Below are 17,045 nucleotides of genomic sequence, written 5' to 3'. Positions count from 1 at the left end.
GCAGGATTTCTAAGTAGGAAAGATTAACTGCAGAGGCTCACCATGATGTGCAAAGGAGAGTTTTACCACGGATAAATACAATTCTTCTTTGTTATCCTCCGCGTTCCTTTGTGGCTAATAAAATTTTATCGCAGATGATAAGAGGAAATTTTCCACGCATAAAAGCAATTCAAAAAAACCGTGTCTTTTGTGTTTATCTGTGGTTAAATAATTCCTCCTACCTTCTTGTAAATTCTTCCTTTGCGGTGTCTAGGAAATCGATGAAATTAGGGATACTTGTGTCATAAGCTTTTGGTCGGACAAGCAATTCCTCCTGATGATCCAAAATCACATAATAAGGCTGTGCATTATTATTAAATCTGGTAATCTGAAAGTCCGCATTTTGCTTGCCAATGGTTTTTTTCTCTTTGCCATCGTACTCGGATACATACCATTCTGATTCGGGCAACTCGAATCTTTCATCGATATACAAAGCCACCAAGACAAAATCTTCATTCAATCGCTGCATCACCTGAGGATCAGACCAAACGCGAGCTTCCATTTCTCTACAATTCACACAACCATGACCTGTAAAGTCTATAAACAAGGGTTTTCCTGTTCGCTTAGCCACCGCTAATGCTTGGTCATAATCAAAGTAGCCTTGAACTCCCGGAGGAAAATGTAAGAGGTCAGCATACTTAGGGACTTCATCGAGTTGATTTGCTTTTGAGATGCCTGAACTTCTATTTTCCATGATATTAAAATCATGTGTAGCCATAGGAGGAAGGTATCCGCTTAGGGCTTTCAATGGCGCTCCCCAAAGTCCAGGGATCAAATAGACCACAAATACAAATGTAGAAATCGCCAACATCAACCTTGGCACTCCTATAGTTTCCACCGGGGAATCGTGCTTGGTTCGGATTTTTCCCAAGAGATAAAAGCCCAACAAAGCAAAAATAACAACCCAAATGGCAATGTAAACATCTCTATCCAATAAGCCCCAATGATATACCTGATCGGCTACAGAAAGGAATTTGAATGCCAAAGCCAATTCTAGGAAACCCAAAACCACCTTCACAGAATTCAACCATCCACCTGATTTTGGAAGGGAGTTCAACCAATGTGGAAAAACCGCAAATAGCGTAAACGGAATAGCAAAAGCCAATGAAAAGGCAAACATACCCAAAATTGGTTTCAGCAAAGCTCCACCCGCAGAACTAATCAAAATAGATCCTACAATCGGACCGGTACATGAAAATGATACCAAAACCAAGGTGAAAGCCATGAAGAATATTCCTGTCATCCCGCCTTTATCGGCTTTTTCATCCATTTTGTTGACAAAACTGCTGGGAAGGGTCAACTCAAACATACCCAAAAAGGCAAATGCAAAGAAGATGAAAACCAAGAAGAAAAAGACATTGGGAACCCAATGGGTGGATAACCAATTGGCAAACTCAGGCCCTTGAATAGCAGCAACAGCCGTCCCCGCAATGGTGTAAATCGCGATAATCGAAAATCCATAAATAAAAGCATTTCTTATTCCCGAAGCTCTAGTTTTAGATCTTCCAGTAAAGAAAGTTACTGTCATCGGAATCATCGGAAATACACAAGGCGTCAACAAAGCTGCTAACCCTGCTAAAAATGCCAAAATCATAAAACCAATCAAACTCTCCTGCTCACCATCTGCCTCTAAATCAATATATGTTCTTTCTTCTGAAGCGGATTCCTTTGGTACAACCACTTTCTGATCAAGCGAATCTGCTACAATATTTTCTTCAATTTCCGCCTCTGTAGAATCAGCTGTTACAGCTACTATCCCAGGATTTACCACAGCAATAGCTTTTGCCTTGATCACAAAATCCTCTTCAAATGGCACACATTGACCAGTGACATCTGTACACATTTGATATCCCAAAAATCCATCAATATTGATGTTCTCCCCCGTTATCTTGATTGTTTGCTCAAAACTTCCCGTTCCTTCAAAATAGGTCACATCACCTTCCCATATTTCATCAAATTTCTTCTTAGGGTTGATGGCTTTTAGTTTGCCAACTAAGCTAAAACCACTTGAATTTTTTTCATCAAGCTCCAACTCAGTTAACATAGGACCCAAGTCTGGATCAAAATCATTGGAATAGATGTACCAATCTCTTGGAATCTGTGCTTTGAAGATCAACTTTACTTCATCACCAACTTGGGGTTCCTTCTCGGACAGCTGAATTGTCCACCTGGGAGGAGCAATCATTTGAGCTATAGCAGTACTTGTAAGAAGTAAAAAAAGAGAAAGAATCAGTGAAGATTTAATTAGTCTTGACATGGTATGTGTATGGATGCTAAACTGATTTTTAAAAGGATAATTGAACCAAGAAAGTTCAGTGATAAGTGTTCGATAAGAAATAGACAAAAGAAAAACTCCAAACTCAGCGAAATATGCAGTTTGGAGTTTTTCTGAAAGCAATTTATTTACCCGCTTGCTCTTTGAAATATTTGAAGAACAAAGCGATTGTTTCTATTCCCATGTAGTAATTTTTCACTCCATAATGCTCGTTTGGAGAATGCAATGCATCTGTATCCAATCCAAAACCAAGCAAAATTGGATCTAAGCCAAGTTCTTGTTGGAAAAGTGAACAAATTGGAATAGAACCTCCCTCTCGGGTTGGGATCGCTTTTTTGCCAAAAGCTTCCTGAATGGCTAAATCTGCCGCTCTGTAACCCGGAGTGTCTGTTGACACAACAGCTGCTTGACCACCATGATGCGGGGTAACTTTCACTTTTACAGAATCTGGAGCAATGGATTTGAAGTGGGCTTCAAATAGTTTTGAGATTTCCTTATGGTCTTGGTTGGGCACCAAACGCATGGAAATCTTTGCATAAGCCTTGGAAGGAAGAACCGTTTTGGCACCTTCTCCTGTGTAGCCTCCCCAAATTCCATTCACATCCAAAGTCGGTCGAATCCCAACTCTCTCAATCGTAGAATATCCTGCTTCTCCATACACATCATTGATGTCCAATTCTTTTTTGTAAGCTTCCAGATCAAATGGAGCATCATTCAACGCTTGTCTGTAAGCAGCTGAATATTCCTCAACTTTATCATAAAAACCCGGAATGGTAATATGATTATTTTCATCCTGAAGAGATGCGATCATCTTACAAAGGATATTGATTGGATTGGCAACTGCTCCTCCATACGTTCCTGAGTGCAAATCTCTATTTGGACCAGTCACCTCCACTTGCATGTAAGATAAACCACGAAGACCAACGGTTACCGAAGGATTCTCCAAGGAAATCATGTGTGTATCAGAAACCAATACCACATCTGCTTTCAATTTTTCTTTATTTTCTTTGACAAAAATATCCAGATGCTCAGATCCAACTTCCTCTTCGCCCTCTATCATAAATTTGATGTTGCAAGGCAGGTCATTGTTGGCCATCATCGCTTCGAATGCTTTTACATGCATATAAAACTGCCCCTTGTCATCTGCCGAACCACGAGCAAAAATAGCGCCCTCGGGATGTCTAGCTGTTTTTTTGATTACTGGCTCAAATGGCGGCGAGTCCCACAATTCATAAGGATCCGCAGGCTGCACATCATAGTGACCATATACCAACACCGTTGGAAGCGATGGATCAATTATCTTTTCTCCATAGACGATCGGGTAGCCTGCTGTCTGACAAAGTTCTACTTGGTCAGCACCTGCTTTTTCTAAACTCTCTCTAACAAATTCCGCTGCTGCAAAAACATCTCCCTTGAATTTAGGGTCTGCACTGACAGATGGAATTCTAAGTAGATCTAAAAGTTCATTAAGGAATTTTTCCTGATTGTCCTGAATATATTTTTTTACTGACATACTTGGGTTTGGATTATTTTCCACATCTGATTGAATTCAACCGATGTATGGAAATATTATGAATTTAAAATCTTGCAAAGTTCAAGGCTTTTGAAAGCGATTTGCGTGGGCAAAATTACGTTTTATATCATCAATTGCCTATTTTAGAGAAAACTTTTATCTATGAGAGCTATACTTTGTCAACAACACGGATTACCTGACTCCCTGATTTATACGGATATTCCCGAGCCAGTTTTGGGCAAAGGAGAGGTGCTGATTCAAGTGGCTGCCTGTGCGGTCAACTTCCCCGATGTCTTAATCATTCAGGATAAATATCAGTTCAAGCCAGAACTTCCCTTTTCCCCTGGTGGAGAAGTATCGGGAATTGTAGAGCAAGTCAGTCCTGAAGTCAAAAACCTCAAAGTAGGACAAAGGGTTTTGGCGCTTTGTGGCTGGGGAGGTTTTGCAGAAAAAGTAAAAGTGCAAGCTAACCGGGTTTTTCCCATTCCACCACAAATGGATTTTATCACTGCAGCATCTACGCTCTATACATTCGGCACTGCCTATCATGCCTTGAAAGATCGAGCAGAAATCAAACACGGAGAGACTTTGCTTGTTCTTGGTGCTTCGGGAGGCGTTGGGTTAGCTGCTGTAGCCTTGGGAAAAGTTATGGGGGCAAAAGTCATTGCCGCAGCTTCAACCACCGAAAAACTTGAAATCTGCAAGGAACACGGCGCTGAGCAAGTAATCAATTATGAAACTGAGAACCTCAAAGAGCGAATTAAAGAACTGACAAAGGACAAAGGTGTAGATGTGATTTTGGATGTAGTAGGAGGGAAATATGCCGAACCAGCACTTCGGGGCATGGCATGGAAAGGGAGATATCTTGTAGTGGGATTTGCAGCAGGCGAAATTCCAAAACTGCCATTTAACTTGACTTTACTCAAAGGTTGTTCGGTGATGGGTGTATTTTGGGGAAGGTTTTCTTCCGAAGAACCTCAAAAAAACCAGCAAAACATTCTGGAACTAGTCAACATGATTCAAAAAGGCCAAATCTCCCAGCACATTCATCAAACTTACTCTTTGCAAGATGCCCCCCAAGCCCTTCAAGACATGCTTGACAGAAAGGTAATTGGTAAGGCAATTGTAGAGATAGGGGAATAGTTAATTAAGTTATTCGGTTGATAAGGAACTAGATCTATTGCCCCCTCTTTGTACTTCGTACAATTAGCTAATTAAGTTTTCAGTGAGTTGAGTAAACTAATCACTCAGTTACCTAATCACTTAATCGACTAATTCCTTTACTCCAACAAAGCCTCAATATCATCCTTACTCAAGCTTTTCATAAAGCTTTCTTCAGTGCTAATCAGTTCTCCAGCAAGTGCCATCTTACGTTCCTGCAAAGCCATGATTTTTTCTTCTACCGTATTTCTTGTGATAAATTTATAAATCATCACCTTATTTTCTTGTCCGATTCTATGTGCCCTATCGATGGCTTGTGCCTCCACAGCAGGATTCCACCATGGATCGAGAAGGAATACATACTCCGCCTTGGTCAAGTTCAAACCGACACCTCCCGCCTTCAGGGAAATCAAAAATATCTTAACAGAATCATCTCCTTGGAAAGAAGTGACTTGTGCTTGCCTGTCTTTCGTAGAGCCATCGAGATACGCATATTTGATCTGATGCTCGTCCAAATAAGCCTTCACAATAGCCAAATGCCTCACAAATTGGCTAAAAACCAAAACCTTGTGCCCCTCACTCGCCGTGGATTTGAGCATATGAATCACATCATCAAGCTTTCCTGAATCGCCTTCATATTCCTTGTTGGTCAATTTAGGGTGATTGGCAATCTGTCTTAATTGTGTCAAACCCCTAAGTAAAGTAAACTGCTGATTTTTCGCACCGGGACTGGAAAGCTCAGAAACAATCTTCTCTCGGTAGTAACTTTTCACTTCCTCGTAAGCTCTCTCCTGATCTTCAGTCATGGAAGAGTATTTGACATTGATTACTTTCTCTGGTAAGTCTGTGGCCACCTGAGTTTTCAACCTTCGCATGATAAAAGGCTTGATCATCGCATGGAGCTTGGCGGCCTTATCCATATCATTCTTCTTCTCAATGGGCTGCAAAAATTGCTTTTTAAACATACTTTGGTTGCCCAAAAGCCCTGAATTGATGAAGTTCATCTGCGACCAAAGATCCATCGTGCCATTCTCTACAGGCGTACCTGTAAGAATCAACTTATGTCTACAATTCAACTCTCCAACTGATTTTGCAATGATACTTCCCGGATTTTTGATTGCTTGAGATTCATCTAGGATGATATAGTTGAAGTAAAAGTTCTTCAATAAGTCCAAGTCCAATCTGATAATCCCATAAGAAGTCAAAACCAAATCATAATTCGCAAATCGGGTGTTGTCCTTGATGCGCTGAGTGCCTGTGTATGTTAATATCTTTAATCCAGGGGTAAATTTCTTAGCTTCCAATTCCCAGTTGTAAATCAAAGATGTAGGCATCACCAAAAGAGAAGTAGCTCCTTCTGAGACTTTCTTTTCATGGGCTAAAAGCGCTAAGGTCTGAACAGTTTTTCCCAAACCCATGTCATCTGCCAGGCAGCCACCAAATCTATATTCGTTGAGAAATCTCAACCAATTGTATCCAGCTTTTTGATAAGGTCTGAGGGTTCCCTTGAAAGTTTCTGGTAGCTCATAATCCTCAATTTGAGAAAAATCACGCAGTTTTTCCAACTTCCTACTCATCGTCAATTGTACCAAGTTGTTGTTTTGAAGCTCCTGTGCTAAGGCAATATGATGCTTTTTCAACATCAAGGTTTTTTCCTCCGCATTTTCATTGTCTTCAAGGAATGCAAAAATCTCCGAATAATTCACAAACCAAGAATCAGGGATTACCGCAATCTCTCCATTGGGTAACTCAAACTCAGATTTTCCTTGCAACAAAAGCTTTCTAATTTTGGCAAAAGGAATTTTGTAGGTCCCAAATTTTATCAAAGCATTCACATCAAACCAATCTATATTTTCATTGACTTCAACAGAAATCTGTGCATGACCAATGAAATAACGCTTGCCCTTAAATGTGGCAGATTGTTGGATTTTGATCCCCATTTCTTCAAGGCTTTCTTTATGGGTATTGATCCAGCCAAATGCTTTTGATTTCTCCAAAGCGAAGCGAGAAGATTTCACGGGAAGACCTAAGTTTTTCAGATAATCTCCGTAAGATTTCTCCTTCACTACATCACGGATGACCTTGTGGAAAGTATAATTGTCTCCTTCTTGCTCCAATTCAATATTATTAGAAGCACTCTCCTCTGAGCGAAAGGCATAATTGCCATATTGGAACTTGAGATCAAAGACAATTTTTTCTTCTTCAAGGTCTGAGGATTTGTTTCCAAATAAATCTGCTTTTGGTGCGCCCGGCAGGTCACTTAAACTCAATACAGGTTCAGGTTGACTCCGCTCCACCTTGATATCAAAGCCCTTCGCATAGACATCAAAAGACGCCACGAGTTGGGTGACAAACTTCTGATAGTATTGCTGCTCTACTTTTTTGGGGATTACAATAAATTTTTTGTTCAAAAAAGGCATCAACTTCTTACCATCTTCACCTTTTGCAAAATGATAAAGATGATTATCTACTACAAGCCAAGCTGGCTGATTACAGATTAGATAGGCATTCCGATACTGCCACTCAAGCCTTTCTCCTTGATATTTGATTGTGGGAAAGTAATGGGTGTTCTCCTCATTTCTTCTAAAGTGAAAAAGTACAGAAGCAGGCTCCTCCATGATGAAAATTTCCCTCCAAATAGGATTTCCATCATTGGCCATTTCAAAAAGTCGCTTACCCTTCATTTTCTCAAGGATTCTTGATCTCAAACCTTCCAGCTTGATCTCAATCATTTCCTGTGAAGCCTTGTTCCCTGTCTTTTCATCGTAAATTTTACGAAGATATTCTTTTGGCTTCAACTTCTTGGTATTGAGCTTTTTGGTGATGGAATCCTGCTGCATTTCATCCATCATTTTGATCAACTGATAGTCTGTTTCGTCCAATCCTGATGCAAATTCAGAAGCATTGACATGCGAAATATTCTGATGAGCTAAGGACAATCTGCCTTTTTCGTCCAACTGAATTACAAAGGACTCAAAAAGTAATCCTAAATATTCATGGCTAAAAAGAGAATAAACAATTTCAAATGGCTGGTCAGCTGAAACTTTCATAGTGGTTCGGTTCTGTCGAAGAGTCAAAATCAACGACAAGTAGTTTTTTTTCAATTTAAACTAGTTCGAAAAATAGGGAATTATTTCGATTAAATGAAAAAATTAAAGAGAAGGAGTATTGTACAAAGTATAATCCGCCACGGCGGACAAGTTGTAGAAAGTACCAAGAGCTCAAGAACAAATAACTAAATCAACTAATCCCCAAATCTGAATTCTAAAATCTAAAATGCACTGTGTTCATCCGTGTCCATCCGTGGTAAAAAAAATCCACGTACAATCCCCAAATCAAAACTCTGCGCAACTCCATGACTCCTCTGTGAATCTCCGTGCAACCCAAAAACCCCATTGTCGAAAGTTGTCCCTAAACCAAGTCCTGCATCAATTTTGATTTCTTGTGCATGTGAAACAGAAAAGAATAGGAATAGTGCGGGTAAAAGAATTCTAAATTTCATAAAATCAATGTGGTTCGTTGAAAATAAAATATATCAATGCCAAAAAAAAGCACCTATTAAAAGTACGGTGTTAAGAAATAATGGTTTGGGAAAATGTACCAAGAACTTAGGAACTGATAACTAATTTAACTATTCCTCAATATTTGTGTTCATTCGTACCCATTTACGATAAAAAATCTGTGAAATCAGCGTACTTGCCTCACTTTGAGAGGATCTGCAAGAGATTCATTCTTCATCCTTTATTTCTTCACCAACCGGTACATATCCACGATCAACCCCTCGTTTTTGGATAGAATTAGTTCATCTTCATCACGCTCAACTCTAAAGTCTCCAGACAATATCAAGGTCCAGTCAAAATCCGCTGTAAAAAAACAGCTATTGGAAAAGTTGACTTTATTTCCCTCAACAGCAAAAGTGCCCCGACAGATGGTAGGATAGCGATTCGCTCCACCTTCACCCGAGAAACTATTTCCTTCCAAAAGCAAAGAAATACTTTCCACCCCCTCAGAGCTTCCATCTACAGTACGCTCAAAAGTACCCGTAAACTGCCCTTGAAGCAAAGTAGGATCCATATCGTCAGTTGAATTACAGGCTGTAGTACCCCAAAGGAGTAAAAGCCAAGTGATTGATCGTTTCATTTCAGTATCAAGTTACAGAATAGAGACGTGAAAAGAAGGGGGAATGTCTTGGGGTGGAGGTTAGAAATACGTTTTTACTGCAAACCGGAATTGCTCTATAAATACTTCCTTGAAAACACTAATATTATTTTGCTCATAAAAAATCAGCATAGCTTTTTTGTATTCAACAGAATCAATTGTCCTAAACGAGATTGGACAATATTGATTAGCAATCAGAATGGCGTTACTAATTATTCTTGCCGTTCGCTTGTTACCATCATTGAAGGCTTGGATATAAGATAACATTACCAACGCTAAAAGGGATTTTTCAAATATGTTTTCCTTGTTATTAATAAGTTTGCACATTTCTTCGAGAGCTTCCCTTATTTGATGTTCATTATCTAACGGCTTATAATTTGTGCCTGAAATACCTACGCGGCGTTGTCTAATATTTCGTTCGACAGGAAGTTCCTTAACTAGGATGCTATGTATATCTTCGATTCTTGCTATAGTCAAAGGCACAACATAGTCAGGATTATCAAGAATAAAGTTTAATGCTTCTTTGTGATTGAGGAGCATGGTTGCATCATCTTTCGATTTTCCCGCAGCAGTCTCTTTGTCTTTTAGTAGACGCTCTGTCTCTAACAAAGAATAGGTATTGCCTTCGATCTGTGATGATTTCCAACTCAAATCTATGGCAAGTCTTTCCATCTCTTTATTATACACATCCGGACTCATTTGAGCTATATTAGATTGAAACTCTTCTTGTAATTGTCGTAAAACTTTGACTTCATCCGCAGTGAAAATGTCTACTTTTGCCAAGACTTGTTTGACCAATTGAAAATTAAACCCTTCTTGGATTTCGCGTTCGTCAATTTCTTTTTCAAAGTAAGTCTCTATATCAATATACCCCAAAAGCTGATTTGATAAACTTACTTGATATCGGGTTGCACGTCGCTGCCCTTTGGATATTAACTGTCCATTTTCCAACAATTTAGCAATCGCCCGCTTCACTGTGGCATATGAACTTTTACCGATTCCTTTATGGATATCAGTAGAAGAGCTTAATGGGTTCTCTTGTAAGAATTTAATAATGTCATTGTCAATTTCTGCCATAATGAAGCTCAAATATTACCCTTTATAAGCTCAAACATAGGAATAAATGAGCTTATTTATAAATCTTTTTGAGCTTATTTCAATAATAAGCTCAAAAAGAACTAATTTAAAGCTTAAATAGTAGACTTTTGAGCTTTAAATAACATGAGATTGAGCTTATTGTTTTTATTTTTGGGATCCATATCCAAAACCGCTTTATGAAAATTACCATTGCATCTCTGTTGTTAAAATAATTTCATTTCCCATTTCTTTGATAAACAAAGTCCCTTCGTATTGAACATATTTCCCACCTTTTTTCTTTACCTCTTTCAGTGCTTTGATTAGTGTTTTCAATTTGACCTTTTTCATTGTTTTATTAGTTTAGTTTAGAAAATAATTTTGTAACTCCAAATTCATAGATATCGACATTTTCGCTTTGACATAGTTCAAAGCAGGATTCCAAGAGACAATTTCTCAGATTAGCTTCCTTACTTGAATAAGATGGAAGTCTTGTTTTTACATTGATGTAGTTTTTGAAATCTTCATCTGGATGAAAATTTAGACTTTCTTCTTCAAGCAGCTGCTCGAAAAATATCTTGACATCGGCTATTTCTTTTATTTCTAGAATCATACGATTGCTCTTAGGTTTTGAAATATTGCTTCATTTAGGAAGTTTCCCTTATAATCCAACCCCCCTAAATATTGTGCTTTTTCATTGCAAAGGATTCCTCCAATGAACTCCGCTTCTGATACTTGAAACATAGAAGTATAATTTTTGATGATCCTGCAAGCAGTCTCAATCAAATCAAAATCTTGGGCTATGAATTGTACTTTCTTGAAAACCAATGCCTTTCCAAAGGCATCAGAAACCATGAACTCACCACCCAAGTCATTTTTCACTTTGTCCATTTCTGAAACAGGACCAAGACCGACATATATTTCATGGGAAACAGGTGAAAAATTCGGATAATTGATCTTGACCATCTTCATAAGTTCGATCGCAGTGGAGACAGTTTCTTTCGGAGAGGCATGCCAACAGCTAATTCCAAACGTGGTATAATCATATCTCTGAAAGGCCCCTTTCATTTGTTGAAAATTCAGAAAATAAGGTTTGGATACATTTTCATCAGGCTCAAAACTTATTGATATCAAAAATTCACGATCATATCCCAAAAGTTCTATATACTTGTTATCAGGATCATCTTCTGAGATCATCCAATTCGGATCAATTGAAGAAGAGAAGTGAGCTTGATACATATACATTTTGTTTAAATGGTTGACAAAACTGACTATCTTAATGTAATGAAAAAAATCTAAATGTTTATAATAGTAAACAATATTATTTTATGGATATCAAAGAAAAATTTGGAAATAGACTCAAAACCCTCAGAAAAGAAAAAGGCCTGTCCCAAGAGGAACTGGCCGAAAAGTCCGGTCTCAATCGCCCCTATATCTCTGGAATAGAACAGGGCAAACGCAATGTATCTTTGGAAGTGATGGAGAAGTTGGCGGAGGCTTTGGGGGTGGGGATTGAGGAGTTGGTAAGGTTTTGATATATTAGATCCAGATAGTTTGTATAATCTAACTTATTTTTTAATAATTTTTTAAGTAAGAATCCAATTCATCCTCTGTATTAAAGCTTACACTACTATCTTTTCCAGATTGAAAAAATTCAAGTACGCTGATTAAGGTATCAAAGAATCTAAAGTGAGTTCCTTCATAATTGTAAACAAATACACAGCGTCTTCTTCTAGAATTTTCCAATGCTATTGTCTCTAAAGTTCTTGATGGCGTAATATACTCTGTGCCAATAACTGTGATCTTGTTCATGATAGGTTTTTTCTTTAATAGTTTTAAAAATATTTCTACCTTAAATCAAAAGCAAACTATTGACATTAGTTGTCACATTCATTTCGTGCATGCGAATTAGATTTGGACATTGAGACAAGAGAAAATATTTCTGAGACAATTAGCGTCAATCAATTATTTTCAGAAATTTTTACGGTCAAATATTCTATCATTTTTTAACTTTTGGAAAACTTATTATTATATATTTGTAACCATTGTGTAAGGTTTGATAATTTGGTTATGAATGAATATTTGTCATTAGCAGAAACAGCTGATTTGGTAGGTAAAAGCAAAGAAACATTGAGAAGATGGGACAAAGAAGGCATCCTAAATGCTGTTAGAGAGCCTGTTTCAAATTATAGGGTTTACCGAAAATCCGATGTTCAGTTACTTTTGGGGAGTTTATTTGATGAGGTTATTGATGACGAAGTCTCCAATTATGCAGAACCGAATCATGAATATGCTGTTCTCGAGCTTTTTGCTGGTGCGGGTGGATTAGGTATTGGAATGGAAAAGGCAGGCTTGAAATGTGTTGCACTTAATGAAATCGATAAGTGGGCATGTGAAACTTTGAGAAGAAATAGACCTCACTGGAATGTGATGGAAGGAGATATCAAAGACTTTGATTTTTCACAATACCGTAACAAAGTAGATGTTGTCACTGGTGGTTTTCCTTGCCAAGCTTTCAGCTATGCTGGCAAAAAACTAGGGCTTAATGATGCCAGGGGAACCTTATTCTATGAATTTGCAAGAGTAGTCCAAGAAGTTAATCCAGCCATCTGTATAGGTGAAAATGTGAGAGGCTTATTGAGCCATGAAAAAGGTAAAACCTTGCAAGGTATGATTTCCATTTTGGATGAAATTGGCTACAGAGTAGTTCCCGTTCAAGTTTTAAAGGCTATCCATTACAGGGTTCCTCAAAAAAGAGAGCGATTGATTTTGGTTGGCATTAGAAAAGACATAGATATAGATTTCCAATACCCGAAGCCACATAAAAAAATTTTCAATTTAGAAGATGCCTTGAAAAAAGGGCCATTGTTTGATACAGATGTCCCAAAATCAAACGGTGCAAAATATCCTGCATATAAAAAGAAAGTTTTGGATATGATCCCCCCTAAAGGATATTGGCGTGACCTTCCAGAAAATCTCCAAAAAGAATACATGGGAGGAAGCTTTTACTTGGGAGGAGGCAAAACTGGAATGGCAAGAAGAATTGGATGGGATGAACCATCACTGACCTTAACTTGTAGCCCAGCACAAAAACAAACTGAGCGTTGTCATCCAGAAGAAACCAGACCTTTTACGGTTCGAGAATATGCCCGAATCCAAACTTTTCCAGATGATTGGGAATTTGCTGGTTCCTTAGCTCAGCAGTACAAGCAAATTGGAAATGCTGTACCCGTGAACTTAGGTCAGGAGGTGGGTTTCGCAATCGTGAAGTTTTTGAATGCTTATTATAGCATTAAAAACTATAGTAGAAGGTGCGGAATTCTTAAGCTAATCGACCAATAATTAGTTTAAAGGGAATACATAGAAAGTTGGTTTTATCAATTTATTGAAAAGTAGATTTTACCTTATCTTTAGTGACAACTTGACTAGAGGCAATTACTTTTACTAATGGAGGCTCTTCAAATTGATAAGTTTTTAGGTCAGCAACTAACTTATCAAATTCAGGCTCAGTTGCTACAATAACATCATCTAAACCAATTACATCTCCTGTTTTTATTTTCTCCTTTACTCCTCGTGCTTCTCTTTCATCGAGTGTAATCAAGTAGCTCAGGGCTTTTCTATGAACATATTTGAGAGCTATTGATTCAAGGTCTGCTTGTTTGTATCTTTCTCTTAAGCTTGTTTTGACGCTCCAACAAACTGGCCCTCTTTCTGATGTGTAAAACATAAGATCATAAATAACATTTGGAACAAAAGCTACTTTAGCACTTATATAAATTGGTAAAATGTTTTCGCGAATACAAAGTGTTGCTAGTATATATTCAAAAACTTTACCGTTCAAATTACTATTTGTATCAACTAGACTTTGATACTTATTCCAATAAGTCTTCACGTACTCTGATGGCTTTGAATATTCTACTTCCATGAAGTTTGGGAAAAGTGATTCAAATGCCATTCCTGCTTTTGTATTAGACCCAATTATTATTCCTAACTCTTTAAGCATTTTTCAATATTCTTTTAATGATTTCATTTGCCGTAGCTCTGATAGCTGGCACAGCGACCGAATTACCAAACTGTTTGTATGCAGATGCATCCGCGACAGGAATCACAAATTCATCTGGAAACCCTTGAAGTCTTGCCCATTCTCTTGGCGTCATTTTCCTTATTCCAAGTCTATTTACTTCACCTTTGATATGGGTTATTGGAGTGAAGTCTTCCAGTCTATCATCGTAAACAAGGTTTCTTTCCCTGCCCATGCCTCCGCAGACCACTGCGTTAGCGATGCCTTCATCTGGGATGATTTCATACCCAAACCCATTTCCCTTGCTTTCATGTCGCTTTCTATGCTCTTGCAATGTTTTTAAGTATTGGGTTGATAAATAGTACTTTACAGAAACTGTATGTTTCTCTTTTACATCTTCAAAAGCAACTGGAATATTTTCAGGTTCTGGGTAGCTAAATTGTTTAATGCCTAAGTCTGATCTAAAACCCACAATAAAGATCCGCTCCCTGTTCTGAGGAACACCAAAATCCTTGGCATTAATTACCTTGGGATCTGGCACATAGTACCCAAGATCATTTCTTAGGACATTTAGTATAGTCGATAAGGTTCTCCCTCGATCATGATTTACGAGTCCTTTTACATTTTCTAGAAAGAAGGCTTTTGGTTTTTTTCTTTTGATAATTTCTGCTACGTCATAAAACAATGTACCTCTAGTATCTTCAAACCCACCTCTTTTTCCAGCTATAGAAAAGGCCTGACAAGGAAACCCAGCACAAAGCACATCAAAACCATCAGGAATAAAGTTTTTAGTTTCAGGCTTTGTTATATCTCCAAAAGGAATCTCACCAAAATTCGCATAGTAAGTTTTCTTTGCCTGTTCGTCCCATTCACTCGTAAAAACACATTTACCACCAAGACTTTGGAAAGCTAACCTGAATCCGCCTATCCCTGCAAAAAGGTCAATAAATTTAAATTTGGGTATTTCTACTTCTGGAAATGGTATTGATTTTTTATGGTCAAATAGGCTATATTGTATTGCCTCATAAGCTTCATGAAGTGTGATACCTTCACCATCTTTATTTTCTAAATAATCTCTGTAAAACGAAACAGCTCTCTCTTTATAAACTTCGCCTTCCTTATGCCCGTGAAGCATCATATAATGAGTCAAGGCCGCCTTTCCCGAGTCTTCCTCAACGAATCTAATTTTGAACTTTTTACCAAAAAATTCCTCTACCAATACTTGCTCTTTCAGATCAGCAATATTCCCCATTTCCTATAATTTATTTAATCTTATGCAATCTATAAATTTAACACTATTTGAACATATAGATTTCATTTTAATAACTCTAAAAAACATGTCAGTTTGCTTAAAAAGTATTCTTTAGGAAAATTTTTTTCATTCTCAATCTTTCTTGAAAAGATTCAATCTCAATTAAGTTTCAACTGTTCAAGATTAAACTTTAAAAAACTATTTCCATAGATAAGTTAGATCTATCAAATTCAAAATTATTGTTCCAATAAATGAAAGTAGAACAGAGACTATATATAACACTCCCCATTTGTTGGACCAAAAGTATCAGTTGCTAAGTTAATTTATTTATTTGTTAATACTTCTTTAGTTGTCCTATTTCCCAAGGGTACCCTTGGGAAATAGGACAACTAACTTTTACTTTATGCTGCTTTTCGGGTTGGCCCATAATATCTTTCCCCAGGCTTCTCCCTAGTGGTATGATGAACCTTTTGGTTGTAATATTCAATATACCATTTGACACCTTTGAGCAGGTCATAACCGTCCTCGCTTGGGTTCAGATAGATGTAATCATACTTGATCGACTTCCAGAACCTTTCAATATATACATTGTCCAAAGCCCTTCCCTTTCCGTCCATTGATACTTTGATATCCAGCCCTTCAAGGTAATTGATCCATAAGGCTGATGTGTACTGGCTTCCCTGATCGGAATTGACTATCTCTGGCTTACCATTTTCTCTGATGGCCTCTTCGATTACCTGCTTACACCATTTGGCGTCCTGACTGTTGGATATACCCCATGACAGTATCCTTCTGCTGTAAACATCCATGACTGCGGTCAGGAACATAAACCCCTTCTGCATCGGAATGTAGGTGATATCGGTTACCCACACTTGGTTGGGCCTTTCAATCTTTAAGTTCCTGAGAAGATAAGGCCTGATATATTCACGCAAACCGGATTTGGTAAGGTTCTTCCTCCTGTAAAGGGTTTCCCTGCCCATCAGCCTGAAAAGCCTCCTGATGCGCTTTGGGCCGACAACGAAGCCCAGTCCTGTCAACAGATAGACCATCGACACAACGCCTTCAGTAGGGTGATCGGTAAGATGCCTGTCCATGATTCCCATCAGTTTCAGATTGATCTCGTTTTCCCCTTTTGGTTTGTAATATAGACTGCTTCGGGGAACCTCCAATACTTCACACTGTTTCCTTATAGAAAGCCCCTTATAATCGGAACAAACCAATGTCGTCCGGTCTTTCATATCCCCAGTTTCTTGCAGCTTTTTTTTAAAAAGTCATTCTCTACTTTTAGCTCTCCGATCTGGGCATAGAGCTGCTCAAGGGCAGGGCCTTCTTCCTTTTTCTTTGAATGATCCTTTTCAAATACAGCTGACATATTATCCAAAAACTCACCCTTCCACTTGGAGATAATCACAGGGCTAACATCGAACTTCTTGGACAATTCAGCCAATGTAAACTGATTCTTGATTGCTTCAAGGGCCACTTTTGCCTTGAACTCAGGAGAAAACTTTCGTCTTGTTTGCTTGTTCATAAGGTTAAATTTAAACGGTTTTTT

17 protein-coding genes are annotated in these 17,045 nt (G+C 38.1%); 3 read left to right on the top strand and 14 right to left on the bottom strand.

The genetic code is table 11. From position 1 onward, the window contains the following. Positions 1 to 217: 217 nt before the first annotated feature. Positions 218 to 2,296, bottom strand: coding sequence for a protein-disulfide reductase DsbD family protein (locus tag BELBA_RS04345; RefSeq protein ID WP_041779516.1), 2,079 nt, complete (start codon positions 2,294 to 2,296; stop codon positions 218 to 220). A 142-nt stretch (positions 2,297 to 2,438) separates the two neighbouring features. Then, positions 2,439 to 3,827: a dipeptidase gene (locus tag BELBA_RS04340; RefSeq protein ID WP_014771539.1), complete on the bottom strand. Its 1,389-nt coding sequence runs from the start codon at positions 3,825 to 3,827 to the stop codon at positions 2,439 to 2,441. Positions 3,828 to 3,989: 162 nt separating this feature from the next. Between BELBA_RS04340 and BELBA_RS04335 the strand changes: the two genes are divergently transcribed. Next, complete coding sequence (locus tag BELBA_RS04335; protein ID WP_014771538.1) at positions 3,990 to 4,970, top strand: NADPH:quinone oxidoreductase family protein; 981 nt, start codon at positions 3,990 to 3,992, stop codon at positions 4,968 to 4,970. A gap of 137 nt (positions 4,971 to 5,107) precedes the next feature. On the opposite strand, the gene BELBA_RS04330 is transcribed toward BELBA_RS04335, so the two are convergent. The 7 genes from BELBA_RS04330 to BELBA_RS04305 form a co-directional block, all read right to left on the bottom strand. Then, entirely contained in the window at positions 5,108 to 8,038 is a 2,931-nt protein-coding gene (locus BELBA_RS04330) for a DEAD/DEAH box helicase (RefSeq protein WP_041779224.1), read from the bottom strand. A gap of 221 nt (positions 8,039 to 8,259) precedes the next feature. Further along, entirely contained in the window at positions 8,260 to 8,490 is a 231-nt protein-coding gene (locus BELBA_RS04325) for a hypothetical protein (protein ID WP_014771536.1), read from the bottom strand. 239 nt (positions 8,491 to 8,729) lie between these two features. Further along, positions 8,730 to 9,128 carry a hypothetical protein gene (locus BELBA_RS04320; protein ID WP_014771534.1) on the bottom strand — a complete coding sequence of 133 codons (399 nt, stop codon included), beginning with the start codon at positions 9,126 to 9,128 and terminating at the stop codon, positions 8,730 to 8,732. A 60-nt stretch (positions 9,129 to 9,188) separates the two neighbouring features. Then, entirely contained in the window at positions 9,189 to 10,223 is a 1,035-nt protein-coding gene (locus BELBA_RS04315) for a Fic family protein (protein WP_014771533.1), read from the bottom strand. A gap of 204 nt (positions 10,224 to 10,427) precedes the next feature. Next, positions 10,428 to 10,571: a hypothetical protein gene (locus tag BELBA_RS19595; RefSeq protein WP_014771532.1), complete on the bottom strand. Its 144-nt coding sequence runs from the start codon at positions 10,569 to 10,571 to the stop codon at positions 10,428 to 10,430. Positions 10,572 to 10,578: 7 nt separating this feature from the next. Next, positions 10,579 to 10,833, bottom strand: a complete 255-nt coding sequence (locus BELBA_RS04310; protein WP_014771531.1) for a hypothetical protein — start codon at positions 10,831 to 10,833, stop codon at positions 10,579 to 10,581. Further along, entirely contained in the window at positions 10,830 to 11,459 is a 630-nt protein-coding gene (locus BELBA_RS04305) for a hypothetical protein (protein WP_014771530.1), read from the bottom strand. Before BELBA_RS04305 ends, BELBA_RS04310 begins: the two co-directional genes overlap by 4 nt. An 89-nt stretch (positions 11,460 to 11,548) precedes the next feature. On the opposite strand from BELBA_RS04305, the gene BELBA_RS04300 reads away from it, so the two are divergent. Then, complete coding sequence (locus BELBA_RS04300) at positions 11,549 to 11,755, top strand: helix-turn-helix domain-containing protein (RefSeq protein ID WP_014771529.1); 207 nt, start codon at positions 11,549 to 11,551, stop codon at positions 11,753 to 11,755. A gap of 40 nt (positions 11,756 to 11,795) precedes the next feature. On the opposite strand, the gene BELBA_RS04295 is transcribed toward BELBA_RS04300, so the two are convergent. Continuing rightward, entirely contained in the window at positions 11,796 to 12,032 is a 237-nt protein-coding gene (locus BELBA_RS04295) for a hypothetical protein (protein WP_014771528.1), read from the bottom strand. Positions 12,033 to 12,290: 258 nt separating this feature from the next. Here BELBA_RS04295 and dcm point away from each other — a divergent pair, with 258 nt between their 5' ends. Next, a complete protein-coding gene (dcm, locus tag BELBA_RS04290; protein ID WP_014771527.1) occupies positions 12,291 to 13,562 on the top strand; it encodes a DNA (cytosine-5-)-methyltransferase in 1,272 nt (423 codons plus the stop codon). Between the two features lie 40 nt (positions 13,563 to 13,602). Here dcm and BELBA_RS04285 read toward each other — a convergent pair whose 3' ends face one another. The 4 genes from BELBA_RS04285 to BELBA_RS04270 form a co-directional block, all read right to left on the bottom strand. Next, on the bottom strand, positions 13,603 to 14,223 hold the full coding sequence (locus tag BELBA_RS04285) for a PDDEXK family nuclease (protein WP_014771526.1): 621 nt from the start codon (positions 14,221 to 14,223) through the stop codon (positions 13,603 to 13,605). Further along, entirely contained in the window at positions 14,216 to 15,493 is a 1,278-nt protein-coding gene (locus tag BELBA_RS04280; protein WP_014771525.1) for a DNA cytosine methyltransferase, read from the bottom strand. The genes BELBA_RS04285 and BELBA_RS04280 overlap by 8 nt, the downstream gene beginning before the upstream one ends. A 401-nt stretch (positions 15,494 to 15,894) precedes the next feature. Next, positions 15,895 to 16,731 (bottom strand): IS3 family transposase, encoded by an 837-nt coding sequence (locus BELBA_RS04275; RefSeq protein ID WP_014771524.1) that lies wholly within the window; start codon positions 16,729 to 16,731, stop codon positions 15,895 to 15,897. Beyond that, positions 16,728 to 17,021 carry a transposase gene (locus BELBA_RS04270; protein ID WP_014770860.1) on the bottom strand — a complete coding sequence of 98 codons (294 nt, stop codon included), beginning with the start codon at positions 17,019 to 17,021 and terminating at the stop codon, positions 16,728 to 16,730. The genes BELBA_RS04275 and BELBA_RS04270 overlap by 4 nt, the downstream gene beginning before the upstream one ends. Positions 17,022 to 17,045: the final 24 nt, after the last annotated feature.

The sequence above is a fragment of the Belliella baltica DSM 15883 genome (assembly GCF_000265405.1).
GTDB lineage: Bacteria > Bacteroidota > Bacteroidia > Cytophagales > Cyclobacteriaceae > Belliella > Belliella baltica.
The sequence above is the reverse complement of the archived record's forward strand: the minus strand, read 5'-3'. Positions and strand labels throughout refer to the sequence as shown.